Origin of the sequence: Anaerocolumna sedimenticola (assembly GCF_009931695.1) — a bacterium.
Lineage (GTDB): Bacteria > Bacillota > Clostridia > Lachnospirales > Lachnospiraceae > Anaerocolumna > Anaerocolumna sedimenticola.
The window spans coordinates 1,513,736-1,528,103 of sequence record NZ_CP048000.1; the positions used below are offsets into that span (position 1 = coordinate 1,513,736).

The window sequence follows — 14,368 nt, forward strand, 5'->3', positions numbered from 1 at the left end:
AAAATGAGAGAGAAAATATTAGCAGCCATTGATAAAAATAGTAAATTAACTGCGAAAGACCTGGCCGCCATGTTAGGAAGTTCCGAAGAAGAAATATCTGCAACGATAAAGGAATTAGAGGCTGAAACTATTATCTGTGGATACCCGACCTTAATTAACTGGGATAAAACGGAAAGTGAAAAAGTTACGGCTTTAATCGAAGTAAAGGTTACCCCTCAGAGAGGACAGGGATTTGATAAAATTGCAGAAAGAATATATAAATTTGATGAAGTGGAGTCGGTTTATCTTATGTCCGGCGGTTTTGACCTGACCGTAATTATTGAGGGTAAAAGTATGAGGGAAGTTGCCAATTTTGTATCCAGTAAATTAGCTCCTATGGAAGCGGTACTTAGTACGGCAACGCATTTTGTGTTAAAGAAATATAAAGAACATGGATTACCATTAGTACATGAAACCAACGACGAAAGGATGCTGATTACACCGTGAGAAACCCATTATCTAAAATAGTTGTTGATATACAACCATCCGGCATAAGAAAATTCTTTGATATCGTTAGTGAAATGAAAGATGCCATATCTTTAGGTGTTGGTGAACCGGACTTTGATACTCCATGGCATATCAGGGAAGAGGGTATTTATTCTCTGGAAAAGGGCAGAACCTTTTATACTTCCAATGCAGGATTAAAAGATTTAAAAATAGAAATTTGCAATTATCTAAACCGCAGGTTTGGACTGCGCTATCATCCGGATCATGAAACTATTGTAACCATTGGCGGAAGTGAAGCAATTGATATTGCCCTGCGTGCCATGCTGGATCCGGGAGATGAAGTTTTAATTCCCCAGCCCAGTTATGTATCATATTTACCCTGTGTTACGTTAGCAGGAGGCAAGCCGGTTATTATAGAATTAAAAGCGGCAAATCAATTCAGACTTACGAAAGAAGAGCTCTTGGATGCGATTACCGACCGAACCAAAGTATTGATAATGCCCTTTCCCAATAATCCAACAGGGGCAATTATGGAGAAAGAAGACCTGGAGGACATCGTTAAGATAGTAGAAGAAAAAGATATTTTTGTCCTGTCTGACGAGATTTATTCAGAATTAACATATGGTAAGAAACATGTATCCATTGCCGAATTTCCGGGGATGAAAGAAAGAACAATCTTAATTAACGGTTTTTCCAAATCCTATGCCATGACCGGTTGGAGGTTAGGTTATGCTGTTGGACCCGCAATTATTATTGAACAGATGGTAAAAATCCATCAGTTTGCTATTATGTGCGCTCCTACAACCAGCCAGTATGCAGCTATAGAAGCTTTAAGAAACGGAGATTCCGATGTCGAAACAATGCGGGATGCTTATGACCAGAGAAGAAGATATCTAATTCATGCTTTTCGTGAAATGGGACTGGAATGTTTTGAACCTTATGGAGCCTTTTATGTTTTTCCCTGTATTAAGAGTTTAGGTATGACTTCAGATGAATTTGCAACTACTCTTTTAAAAGAAGAAAAGGTAGCTGTGGTACCGGGTACAGCCTTCGGCGAATGCGGAGAAGGTTTTTTAAGAATATCTTATGCCTATTCCATAGAAAACCTGAAAATAGCAATTGAACGAATGGAGCGATTTGTTGCAAGGCACAAGTGTAAGTAGTATTACAGTTCAGCCTATGGTACCGCGAGGTGTTATATGTGAGTGGGGTGAAGCGAAAAATTCGCCACATATACACGCGAGATTATGCAGAATCCATAATTTTTGTACATCATTAGTACAATTCAGCTCCAAGGATGAACTGTACTAATTTAGTTTGTTAAATAAATATTTTATATTGTAATCTGTATTACATTTGTGATAAAATCGAATTATGATTAATTTTGTCTTATGGGTAATGTATCCTATAAGATAAAACGCTCCGCGGGAAACGTATAAACAGACAAAAGAGAAAAATCCTTTGGGAAATTGTCACTAAAGCGACAGCGCGTCAGCGCGGGAGTTGGTTTATAGGCTCTTGTGATCACTAAACGAAAGACGAGTTACTTAGGAGGATAAATTATGGCAGGATTGAATGCAGAGCACATTAATCCATTTTTAATTGCGGCTACAAAAATACTAAAGGATATGTGCTTTGTAGATGTTAAAATCGGGAAACCATATGTAAAAAGTACTGATTTTACAGATGACACATTAGTTATTATGATTGGTATAACAGGAGAAATACGTGGCCAAGCTATGATAGCATTTCCTAATTCAGTGGCATGTGATATTGCATCTAAAATGATTATGATGCCGGTTGCCCAGTTAGATGAGTTATCTACCAGTGCAGTATGTGAATTAGGTAATATGATTATGGGTAATACTGCTACCATATTTTCAACAAAAGGTATTGGTATTGATATTACCCCGCCAACTCTTTGCACGGGTAATGTAACCTTTTCTAATAATTATTCTCAGAATATCTGTATACCATTGATTTATGATGAGAGTAGAGCAATTGAAATTAATGTAGCATTAAAAGATTAAGAAATAATTCCTCCAATTTAAATAGAAAGTTCTTTCTACATAAAGGGAGTGGAGTATAAGGGGATTGTTTTAAGTTATACAATAATCGAAAATGATTCGATTAGAAAATAGGAGTAAAGATGAATGTAGTATTATTTGAGCCGGAGATACCGGCAAATACCGGAAATATAGGACGAACCTGTGTGGCAACCGGAACCAGATTACATTTAATAGAACCTTTAGGTTTTAAATTAAATGAAAAAGAAATTAAACGGGCGGGACTTGATTATTGGAAAGACTTAGATGTAACGATTTATGATAATTATGAAGACTTTCTGAAGAGAAACCCCAATGCAAAAATATATATGGCGACAACCAAAGCGGTTCACACATATACGGAAGTAGACTATGATCCGGATTGCTTTCTTATGTTTGGAAAAGAAAGTGCCGGAATTCCGGAAGAAATTCTTCTACAAAATAAAGATACCGCAGTACGTATACCCATGATAGGAGAAATTCGTTCTCTGAATTTAGCTAATTCGGTTGCAATCGTACTTTATGAAGCATTACGCCAGAATAACTTTTCGGGCATGAAAAGAACCGGACAGTTACATCGCCACACATGGGATGAAAGTTTATAGTTAATTCTATCAATAATGAAGAGAAGTACAACTGGATGGACAAAAGTCTAATCCTGATGTACTTTTTTATTTCAGCGAAAGCAAAGTGAGAATTAGCAAGCTTGCCTGCAATCATTTGAACGCCCCCGCGAACCGAAGATACTCGCAAAGCGTGTTTCTTCCGGTTTCATAGAAAAGTTCTTAGAACTTCCCTATGAAATAAAACCCTACGGGAGTTTATGAGTAGGTAACAAGGCTTGGAATAAGCAGGCCTTACCTCAATTAATACAAAAGTAAAAGATAGATTTGTATATTCAAAAAAATTTGGAGGTATCTTTCATGAAAGAAAAAACAAACTGCGAATATTGTAGTAATTATATTTATGATGAAGAATATAACTGTTATGGTTGTGACATTTATCTGGATGAAGATGAGATGGGCAAATTTTTAAGGAATACGTACGATAATTGTCCGCATTTTAAATTTAATGATGAATATAAGATTGTAAGGAAACAAATGTAAAAGATGTCTCCTTACAAAAGAAATCCTTCCGTTCTTGGCAGTGTAAAGATGAATTCTGTCCCCACACCCTCCGTGCTGATTACATTAATATTTTCATTATGGGCAGCTATAATTTCCTTGGTTATGGAAAGGCCGAGACCGGTACCTTTTTTATCTTTTCCTCTGGAAGCATCCGTCTTATAAAAACGCTCCCATATCTTTTTAATACTGTCTTTTGGAATTCCAATTCCATTATCTTTCACAGAGATGAATACTTTATCCCCTTTTTCTACCGTTGAAATTTTAATCGTAGAATTGTGGTGGCTGAACTTAATGGCATTATCCAAGAGATTATAAAGCACTTGCTGAATTTTACCCATATCGGCATCCACTAAGGTTTCTTTGGATGCAAAGATTAGATTTAAAGTAATCTTTTTCTGGGTGCAGGCACCCTCAAAACTTTCTGCTGTCTTCTTAATAATATGATTTATATCAAATGATACAATTTCTAATAAAGTACCGTGATTTTCAAAGCTATTTAAGGCTAAAAGGCTTGTTGTCAGTTTATTCAGGCGTTCTGTTTCAAAAAGTATAATACCCAGGTATTTGTCTTTCATTTCATAAGGAATCGTACCATCCTGCAAGGCCTCCGCATATCCTTTTATGGATGTTAGTGGAGACCGGAAGTCATGGGAAATATTCGCTACAAATTTCTTTTGATAATCGTCCAGGTTATTGATTTCACCGGCCATATAAGAAATAGAGTTAGCGAGACTTCCGTACTCGTCCTGCCGTTTCATTTTTAAGATGTAAGAGTAATTCCCCTTGGTGTATTCGGAGGCAGCTTTATTTAATTTACCTAAAGGTATGATTGTCAAATAATAAATATAAGAGAATATAAGGAATAAAAATCCCAAAAAAAGGATAAAACAAATATTAATAATATCAACTACATGGGTACATTCTTTTTGTATGCTGCTAATAGAGGAGTGCATAACAATATAACCCTGTACCTGATATTTATAAATCACCTTATATACTACACTTAGCATTGGTTCCGACAGGACACCTTTCATGACAGTATGGTTGTGAAAGGTTGAATCCAGAAAGTCCGGATTCATGTCCAGAACATTAATCGGACTATCACTTTCCGCATCCGGTTTCGTATCTGAAATAACAAAGCCGGAATTATTCACAATCCATATACGGGCATTCAGAATAGCTCCGATGGTCTTAATCTGTGTTGTCAGGTTAGGAAGGGATAATTCTTCATTGTAAAAGCTGGTCATATATTCATCGGAAATAGACGCTGCCTCGTTATATAATAAAGACTTTTTATCTTCGATTAATTTATCTTCATAGCGGTTTGCAGCATATGTATTAAGCAGTATAAACATAAATACTGCAGAGAAAATATAACAAATCAGAAGTTTAATCCATAAATATTGTTTCATACTAGCTCCCATTGCATAACACATCTGCTGGCAGATGTGTTACTGCCTCTAATCAGGGTGTGAATTATTCATTTCAATAAATTCACACTACACCCCGTGCATTCTGCTGGTTTATTTGCGAAACTGCCCAATATATCCGTCTGCTGCGGTTACAGCTTTAGTTACATTATTTTCAGATATTACCGTTACTTTTTAACTTCAAATTTATAACCGATACCCCAAACAGTAGACAAGCTCCAAGAGGTATGATCCTTTATTTTTTCTCTTAAACGTTTTATATGCACATCAACGGTTCTGGTATCACCAATGTATTCGTACCCCCAGATATGATCCAAAAGCTGCTCCCTGGTAAATACCTGGTTTGGATGAGAAGCCAGGAAATAAAATAGTTCCAGCTCTTTTGGAGGCATTTCAATTGTGTTACCATAATATAGTACCGAATAATTTGATTGATTAATTACCAGGTCCGGATAGGAAACATAATCCCCGGTTTGTTCGGAAACAGTAGTTTCAGGAACCTGTGCAGCCGTTGGATGAAAACGCCTTAAGACCGCTTTTACGCGGGCAACTAGTTCCTTGGAATCAAAAGGTTTTATGATATAATCATCTGCCCCCAGTTCCAGGCCTAATACTTTATCGAAGATTTCACCCTTAGCGGATAACATAATAATAGGTACGGAAGAGGTTTTACGGATTTCTCTGCAGACCTCATAACCGTCAATTCCCGGAAGCATTAAATCCAACAGAATAAGATTCGGCTGATAAGTTGCAAAATTAAGAATTGCTTCCTCCCCATCATGTACCATAAGAGTATCAAAACATTCCTTGGTAAGATAGAGGGAGATTAATTCCGCTATATTTACATCATCATCCACAATTAATATTTTTTGTTTCGTTGCCATAGAACCTCCTACTCAATATGTGTATCAGGTTTAAAATTCATATACAGTAAATTATCGGCAGTCCCAGAATAACTGAATTGCCCGTAATAGAATTTCAAACCCAAACAGTTATTTATATTATTAAATCCTATATTCCATTATTGTGCAAATTCGACAATGGTTACACCCTGGCCGCCTTCCCCAAAAGCACCTTCCCGGTAGGATTTTATATATTTTGTCCTCTTTAAATGGGAGTGTACGGCATTTCTGAGGGCTCCGGTACCCCGCCCATGGATAACGGTAACCTGAGGCAGATGGGAAAGGTATGCGTCATCTAAATACTTATCCAGGAGGGGGAGGGCTTCATCAACCGTTTTACCGATCAGATTTATCTCCGTACTAATGGAAGAGGTTTTAGACATCTTAATTTTTCCGCTGCCGGTGCGGTTTATATTAGGTCCGGTGATAACCGGTTCATCAATTAATTCTAAATCGCTTATATTAACAAGGGATCTTAAAATACCCATCTGAACATATAAATCGCCTTTGGCATTTGGAAGACTGCTTACCGTACCTTTTAATCCTAAGCTTAACACGTTTACAGAATCGCCCAATTTAAAATCTTTCGCTTTCGGCGTTTTCCTAGACTTTTTACTGTTTTTTATGGCAAGACCGGATTCTGCCTGTGATAATTTTTCCCGAAGGGCAGTACGTTCATTTTCCATATCTCTGCTGATACCGCCCTCGGCACTCCACTTATTGAAGTTCTTAATGGTTCGGTCGGCAACATCCTTGGCATCCTGCAGAATTTTTCTTGCTTCTTCTTTTGCCTCGGACATAAGTTTATCTTTAGCATTGTCAATCTTTTCATTTTTTTGTTCCAGCCTGCGGCGTAACTCATCAATTTCCTTTTTGGTTTTACTGATCTCCAGGCGTTCATTTTCCATTGCGATTCGGTTTTTCTCCAGATCGCTGATGAGGTCTTCAAAGCTTTTATCCTGTACACCGATCAGATTTTTGGCATCATTTATGATAGAATCCGGAAGCCCTAACTTTGAGGAGATAGCAAATGCATTGCTTTTACCGGGAATCCCGATTAACAACCGGTAAGTGGGACGCAGGGTTTCTACGTCAAATTCACAGCAGGCATTACTAACCCCTTCCGTTGAAAGAGCATATACCTTTAATTCGCTGTAATGGGTAGTTGCCATAGTACAGACTTTACGTTTATGAAGGTTTGATAAGATAGCCATAGCCAGTGCGGCACCCTCCGTAGGATCGGTTCCGGCGCCTAATTCATCAAAAAGAACCAGGGATTTATAATTTGCTTTCTCTAATATGGATACGGTATTGGTCATATGGGAGGAGAAAGTACTCAGGCTTTGCTCAATACTCTGCTCATCACCAATATCTGCGTATACCTCTTCAAATACGGCTAACTCGGATCCGTCAAATGCAGGAATGTGTAAACCAGCCTGACCTAAAAGAGTAAATAGTCCGACAGTTTTCAGGGAAACGGTTTTACCGCCTGTATTTGGGCCTGTAATAACCAAAAGATTAAAATCATTTCCCAAAGCAATATCGATAGGAACAACCTTTTTAGGATCGATTAGAGGATGCCTTCCTTTTTTTATGTTAATGATACCTTTATCATTAAAGGCAGGCTCCGTACCTTTCATCTGCTTTGACAGGGCTGCTCTGGCAAATATAAAATCCAGCTGTGCGATAACCCGGACATTGTTATCCAGTTTTTCCGTTTCAAAGCCTGCCTGGTTACTTAAATCCGCAAGTATCTTCTCAATTTCTTCCTGCTCTTTAATCTCCAGTTCCTTTAAATCATTATTCAGTTTTACTACCGCCATCGGTTCGACAAATAAGGTGGAACCGGAAGAGGACTGGTCGTGAATCATACCGGGAAACTGGCCTCTGTATTCCTGCTTAACAGGAAGACAGTATCTGCCGTTACGCATGGTAATGATATTCTCCTGAAGCATGGTCCTGGAGGAGTTTACTAAAGAATTTAACTGCTCATGTATCTTATCATTGGTTACTTTCATGGAGCGGCGGATGCTTTTTAAAGCCGGACTTGCATCATCTGCAATTTCTTCTTCACTTACGATACAGCGTTTTATTTCATTATTAAGAGGAGTTAAGGGTTCTATGGAAGAAAACATTTCATCCAGGGAGTCACCTGCATTTTCCTCGTTGTCCCTGACGCCATAAGCTTTAATACGCAGTGCCGCATCCAATACGGAACTGATATGAAGAAGTTCTCCCGCACCAAGTGTGGATCCGATCTCCAACCTCTTTAAAGAACCCCGGATATCATGTAACCCATAAAAACCTAAACTTCCCTTACGGTAAATCCGGGATAAGGCATCCGAAGTTTCTCTCTGCCTTGATTGAATCTCATTAATATTGTCACTGGGCTGCAAGGCAGCGCATAATTCTTTGCCCAGCCCTGAACCGGCTAAAGAAATTAATTTATCTATAATTTTATTATATTCTAATTTAAATAAAGCTTTTTCATTCATATGCTTCCTCCATATTAAACTATTGCCTATTTCCAATTATCGTTTATAATAATACTTATCGGTAATTGTTTTCCAATTTGCCAATAAAGGCGGTGTCTTAACCGCCCTACATCCGACGATAGGAATACAAAAGACGGAATGCAGTTACTTTCTAATTCTTTATTTTACCTTATTTTCGTTAAAAATAAAACTATAATTTAAAAATACCTAATGAAATACCCTTTTGTTTACAAATCATTCATATAATGTTCATATGTAAATGTTAAAATAAACATACGGATTGTCCTAAAGGAGAAAAGAAATGTCTAATGATAACAATAATAAGGATGAGAAAGAGTACTCTTTTATTCAGGAACAGATAGCGTCCAAAAAGAAATTTAAGTTTAGAAGAATGTTTTACTCCGTAACCTGGACGATAGTATTAGCATGTATTTTTGGTATTGTAGCAGGTGTTTCATTTTGCATTTCCCAGCCTGCAATTAATAAAATTTTAGGAAAATATCAGGACAAAAAAACAGTTGAATTTCCAACGACCACACCGGAAAGTTCAACAGATCCGGATCAAAACAAAACACACACGGGTGGCTCGGAGAATACAAATACACTGGAAACGGATAAACCAATTAGCAGTGAGGGCGAAAAAGAAACGAAAGAAGATACGAAACCCGATACGGTAGTAATAGAGAAATATATTCAGGCAGACATACAGGATTTAAATAACATCTATATGGATTTAAGAAATGTTGCCAGCGAAGTAGATAAATCCATTCTTAATGTTACCAGCATTAAGAATGGTGTAGATGTATTGTTTAATAATGAATTCGAGGCTTCAGAAGTATCCTCAGGATTGGTTGTAGCCAATAATGGAGCTGATTTACTCATTTTGGTAAGTTACGACAGAATTCAGGATGCTAAAAATATTCGGGTGACTTTAACAGATTCTTTAGATGTCAAAGCAAAACTTCAGGATTATGACAGTGATCTTAATCTTGCAGTTATAGCCGTAAGCCTTGATGATATACCGGATACAGTATTAAGTAATATTAAGGTAATAAATTTGGGTGAATCTTATCCATTGATAATCGGTACGCCAATAATTGCCATGGGAAGTCCCAACGGATATGTAGATTCTATGGAGTATGGAATTATAACCAGTAAGGATACCAGTACTTATATTACAGACAATAAGATAGACTTATTCACTACCGATATTCATGATAATGAAAACAGCGATGGAATAATCGTCAATCTCCGTGGAGAAGTAATTGGTATTATTACTCAGAAGTTAAAAGATGAATATAATCAGAATGTTAATACGGTAATTGGTATAACTAAAATAAAAGAAGTCATTGAAAGCCTGGTAAATAACAGGGAAAGAAGTTATTTTGGGATTAAAGGAGCAGACATGACGGACGCTGCATTAAAGCAAGCCGGTATTACCAATGGTATTTATATTACCGAAGTTGAGGCAAACTCTCCGGCTTTGGAAGCAGGATTGCAGAGTGGTGATATTATTCTTTCTGTTAATGGAGCAGAGATTTTATCCGTGAATAATTTTAACAGTCTGATAACGGCGAGTGAACCTAAATCTACTCTGAATGTTACCATCAGGCGTAATACTAAGAACTCATCAAAAGAAATGGATTTAGAAGTTGTGCTTGGGAAGAAATAATAAAAAAGACAGATAATGAAAGGCTCTTAAATTTATGGTTTAAGAGCCTTTTTGATATGTAATTTGTTTCATTACTAAATTAATTAAATATATAAAACCCTATTATCCTATAAAAAATGAATTAGACAAGTCTTTCGTAAATGCGTAATGAACATCAAAAAAGTATTTCATAGCACCATTTAAAAAAGCATTGGAATCTAATTTTGAATACTGTACTTCCACGTTATCAACCATTCTTCTAAAACCTGTAGATTTTAAATTTTTATTAATCTCCTCTAAAAATAAATCACCAAGAAGAATACTTTTACCACCAAGTATTATAAGATGGGGATTTACAATGGAGATTAAGTTAGCCAGACCATAGGATAGAACATGAGCAATCTCTTTTATTACTTTTTTTGATACGGCATCTCCGTATAGAGCAGCATTACCCAGTGTTGCAAAAGTAATTGCCGGCAGGCGGTCTAAAGCCGGGCTGCCACCCTCAGACTTAACCATTTTAGCTAGAGCACTTTCGCCCATCATAGCTTCAAGACAGCCTCGGTTACCACAGGCACACAGAACACCATCCGGATCTGCGGTATAATGTCCGAACTGCGTAGATGCTCCATTTGCTTTACCAACCATTTTATTTCGAATAAAAAGAGTTGCTCCTATACCACGACTAAAATTTATGAATGCAAAGTCGGGTTCGGTCACACGAGCGTATACTTTCTCAGCATATGCAGAACAGGCGGTATCCTCCAGTATTGCTACGGGAAATTCACGAAATGTTGATTTTAATGATGCAATAAGATTCATACCCTCCGATTTTGGCAGACTGAGGGTTGTTGAGTAAATTTCTTCATTAACAGCATCTATCATTGCAGATACAACTACACAGACACCAAGGATTTGTTCTCTATTTACTTGAGTCAGGATATTTTCATCCATACATTTACGGGATAATGAGACATAAGTATCATCCCCTTCCAATTTAAGATGAAGTTCAAAGGTTGTGGCGCCTGTTATATCCATTAAATATAAATTAACAAAATTCTCTATCCAACTAAAAACGACAACATAATAGCTGGATGGTTTTACATGCAGACTGTTTGGCTTACGGCCAACATTATTTGAATCCGTTACTCCGGAATCATAAACAAAACCGCGGTTAATTAATTCATCTATAAGAGTAGAGACCGTTGTTTTACTCAAATTAGATAATTTAGCTAATTGTGCTCTGGAGATGCCACTATTATTATATATTGCATTATATAACAGTTTCATATTAGAATCTTTAATTAGGTGTTGATTTACTAGTTTCAAGTTAATACCTCCTGGTATATTATATCTTAGAAAAATTGAAACATATTGAGGGATTTTGAGGGGTATGTCAATTAATTAATCCAATTAACTTACTAATATATAAATATTACCATAATCACATTATTTTAGCAATAATTTTATTTTTAGTGATTTAATAAAAAAGGAATTGACATTAAAGATTGCCAGTGTTATCATGAGAATAGATTAAAAGTTCCAAAAATTACCCTAAATAACAAATTTTATGACATGACAACTGTGCGCTAGGATAATGGGGACTTTTTTTTAAAGACAATTAATAAGGTGGGTGGACAAACTAATAACTTTATCTTTTAGAAAAGAGGTGTCATTATGAAAGTAGGACTTATTGGTTGCGGAGGAATGGGAACCGTACATAATCTGTCCTTAAAAGAATTATCTAAGCAATATGATATCCAGGTAACCGCAGTTGCAGATTGCAGAGAAGAATTTTTGGAAAAGGCGGCCGGACAGTGGTCAAATGTTCAAAAATTTAAATACGGTAAGGACTTAATTGAAAATGCAGATGTTGATATCGTACATATTTGTGTTCCCAGTTACTTACATGCTGATTTAGCAATTCAGGCCATGGAAAAGGGAAAAAACGTCTTTGTGGAAAAGCCGGTATGTCTTAGTAAGGAAGATTGTCAGAGATTATTAGATACGGAAAAGAAAACCGGCGTAACGGTTATGGTAGGTCAGGTAGTAAGATGTTTTGATGAATATAGGTTTTTAAAAGATGCCTATGATAATAAAACTTATGGAAAGCTTCAATCTATTATGATGCATAGATTGAGTGGAGATACTACCTGGGGGTGGGAAGACTGGTTCCATGATATAAACAAAAGCGGATCAGTTATATTAGACCTCCATATACATGATACGGATTTTCTTAGATATATGATAGGCGAACCGGATAGTTATAAAGTATACGCAACAAAATTTGAAAGCGGAATGCCGAATCAGGTAGTTACCACATATGAGTTCGGAGATACTTTTGCAGTAGTAGAAGGAACATGGGATATTTCATCAAAAATGCCTTTTGAAGCATATTACAGAGCTGCTTTCGAGGAAGCAACCATAGTTTTTTCCGGCTTACATGAACCGCATGTGAGCATTTATCATAAGGACGGAACAGTTACAATTCCGGAAATAAAACCGGAATATGATGTACAGGATGATACTGCGGGCATAAATATTTCCAGTTTAGGTGCATATTATACGGAGATTAAATACTTCATAGAGTGTTTAGTGAATAATAAACCTATTAAAATTGCTCCGCTGTCAGAAGGTGTTAAGTCAGTTTTACTTACTTTAAACGAATTATCAGAGGCAATGAAATAAGAATATTTTATTATCTCTATAGTTAAATTTACTATTAAGCAAATCAAGGAGGAAATTTTATGTTAAAGAAATCTCTAGCATTAATGTTAAGTTTGACAATGGTAGTATTTACGTTAGCAGGGTGCAGAGGGGGTGCATCAACAGAAACAAATAATGATGCCGGTTCAGCGTCTACCGTATCAAGTGAAGCAGGAAGTACGGATACTGGTGCAGATACAAGTGCTGCTTCAGGTGAGAATGTGACTTTGACGGTATTTGACGCCCAGGCATATGGTCTTGAAAGATATGATGAATTAGTTAAGAGCTTTGAAGAGAGTCATCCAGGGGTAAAAGTTGAAGTACAGCATGCTGCCAATGATACGGATACCATATTAAAGGCAAGGGTTAACTCTGATGATGTTCCGGATGTATTTGCCGTACAGACTGGAACACAAGCTAAGTCTTATTATGATTTCGCTTATGATTGGACCAATGATTCGGATACTTTGGTAAAGTTTAATGAAGCGGCAATCGATACAGGCAAAGATGCAGATGGTAATATAAAATCGTTACCATGGACATATGAAAATATGGGGCTTATTTATAATAAGGATCTATTTCAAAAGGCCGGTATCACCGAAGTTCCTACAACTGTATCACAATTAGAGGATGCTTGTAAGAAGTTAGATGCAGCCGGTATCACCGCATTTGCACTTGCAGCAAAAGAAACTTGGGTATTAGGACAGTTCGCTACACATTTCTTAATGGACAAGTCTAAAGATGCAGCTGGTACGGTTGCAGCTATGAACGATGGTTCTTTAACTTTTGATACTGCTCCGAATTTTAAGAATTTATTTAAAGTATTGGATTTAGCAGTTAAATATGGTCCTGATAAACCATTGGAAATTGATTGGGAAACTTCAGAAAATATGTTAGCAAATGGAGAAGCAGCTATTATCCATATGGGTGATTGGTGTCAGGCTACTCTGGATAAATTTAATCCTGACGCAAACCTTGGTTTCTTACCGTTTCCTGTAAGTGAAAATCCGGATGATACAACACTTTTATCATCTGTTTCCTGGACATATATAGTAAACAAAGATTCTAAAAACCTGGATTTAGCAAAAGAATACTTAGAATACATATTAACTTCCGATGAAGGTTTAGATTGGATGTGTAATACAATCGGTTCTGTTCCGTCAGCAGCCGGAGAACATCAGGTTGCAGGTAAACTGGCAAATGATGCAGCAACTTATATTTCAGCAGGTAAAACCAATGGGTGGATTCATACATTATATCCGGACGGATATAACGATAGTACCATGGGACCTACACTTCAGGCTTATATGTTAGGTGATCTCCCAGTAGACGATGCAATCGCTGCTCTTCAGGCAGGTTGGGTTACGCAATAGTAAATAACTATATGATTTTATAGTAAATTTTAAAGGCGCTGTTGCAAATTCGAAAGAATATATTATTTTTGCAGCAGCCCTTTGCTTTATAACAGGGAGGCGAAAAGATGCGTGTCAAAACAAAAAGAAAAATATCAGATTGAATATGTTTTG

The 14,368-nt window shown here is 36.8% G+C and carries 12 protein-coding genes; 8 read left to right on the top strand and 4 right to left on the bottom strand.

The features are described 5' to 3' along the window. Positions 1-3 precede the first annotated feature (3 nt). The 5 genes from Ana3638_RS06760 to Ana3638_RS06780 all read left to right on the top strand — a co-directional run bounded on the left by Ana3638_RS06760 (position 4) and on the right by Ana3638_RS06780 (position 3,637). Positions 4-486: an Lrp/AsnC family transcriptional regulator gene (locus tag Ana3638_RS06760; RefSeq protein ID WP_161837343.1), complete on the top strand. Its 483-nt coding sequence runs from the start codon at positions 4-6 to the stop codon at positions 484-486. After that, on the top strand, positions 483-1,649 hold the full coding sequence (locus Ana3638_RS06765) for an aminotransferase class I/II-fold pyridoxal phosphate-dependent enzyme (RefSeq protein WP_161837344.1): 1,167 nt from the start codon (positions 483-485) through the stop codon (positions 1,647-1,649). Before Ana3638_RS06760 ends, Ana3638_RS06765 begins: the two co-directional genes overlap by 4 nt. A 399-nt stretch (positions 1,650-2,048) precedes the next feature. Continuing rightward, a complete protein-coding gene (locus Ana3638_RS06770; protein WP_161837345.1) occupies positions 2,049-2,516 on the top strand; it encodes a chemotaxis protein CheX in 468 nt (155 codons plus the stop codon). 119 nt (positions 2,517-2,635) lie between these two features. Next, positions 2,636-3,136 (top strand): tRNA (cytidine(34)-2'-O)-methyltransferase, encoded by a 501-nt coding sequence (locus Ana3638_RS06775; protein ID WP_161837346.1) that lies wholly within the window; start codon positions 2,636-2,638, stop codon positions 3,134-3,136. A gap of 318 nt (positions 3,137-3,454) precedes the next feature. Next, positions 3,455-3,637 (top strand): DUF6472 family protein, encoded by a 183-nt coding sequence (locus Ana3638_RS06780; RefSeq protein WP_161837347.1) that lies wholly within the window; start codon positions 3,455-3,457, stop codon positions 3,635-3,637. An 11-nt stretch (positions 3,638-3,648) separates the two neighbouring features. Here Ana3638_RS06780 and Ana3638_RS06785 read toward each other — a convergent pair whose 3' ends face one another. The 3 genes from Ana3638_RS06785 to Ana3638_RS06795 all read right to left on the bottom strand — a co-directional run bounded on the left by Ana3638_RS06785 (position 3,649) and on the right by Ana3638_RS06795 (position 8,485). Next, complete coding sequence (locus Ana3638_RS06785) at positions 3,649-5,070, bottom strand: HAMP domain-containing sensor histidine kinase (protein ID WP_161837348.1); 1,422 nt, start codon at positions 5,068-5,070, stop codon at positions 3,649-3,651. Positions 5,071-5,255: 185 nt separating this feature from the next. Beyond that, positions 5,256-5,972: a response regulator transcription factor gene (locus tag Ana3638_RS06790; protein ID WP_161837349.1), complete on the bottom strand. Its 717-nt coding sequence runs from the start codon at positions 5,970-5,972 to the stop codon at positions 5,256-5,258. Positions 5,973-6,109: 137 nt separating this feature from the next. Next, entirely contained in the window at positions 6,110-8,485 is a 2,376-nt protein-coding gene (locus Ana3638_RS06795; protein WP_161837350.1) for an endonuclease MutS2, read from the bottom strand. A 301-nt stretch (positions 8,486-8,786) separates the two neighbouring features. On the opposite strand from Ana3638_RS06795, the gene Ana3638_RS06800 reads away from it, so the two are divergent. Further along, the gene (locus Ana3638_RS06800) at positions 8,787-10,157 is read left to right on the top strand and encodes a S1C family serine protease (RefSeq protein ID WP_161837351.1); all 1,371 of its coding nucleotides are present in this window, start codon (positions 8,787-8,789) and stop codon (positions 10,155-10,157) included. 102 nt (positions 10,158-10,259) lie between these two features. Here Ana3638_RS06800 and Ana3638_RS06805 read toward each other — a convergent pair whose 3' ends face one another. Then, on the bottom strand, positions 10,260-11,465 hold the full coding sequence (locus Ana3638_RS06805) for an ROK family transcriptional regulator (protein ID WP_161837352.1): 1,206 nt from the start codon (positions 11,463-11,465) through the stop codon (positions 10,260-10,262). Positions 11,466-11,813: 348 nt separating this feature from the next. Here Ana3638_RS06805 and Ana3638_RS06810 point away from each other — a divergent pair, with 348 nt between their 5' ends. After that, positions 11,814-12,824, top strand: coding sequence for a Gfo/Idh/MocA family protein (locus Ana3638_RS06810; protein WP_161837353.1), 1,011 nt, complete (start codon positions 11,814-11,816; stop codon positions 12,822-12,824). A gap of 59 nt (positions 12,825-12,883) precedes the next feature. Next, the gene (locus Ana3638_RS06815) at positions 12,884-14,215 is read left to right on the top strand and encodes an ABC transporter substrate-binding protein (RefSeq protein ID WP_202621579.1); all 1,332 of its coding nucleotides are present in this window, start codon (positions 12,884-12,886) and stop codon (positions 14,213-14,215) included. Positions 14,216-14,368 lie beyond the last annotated feature (153 nt).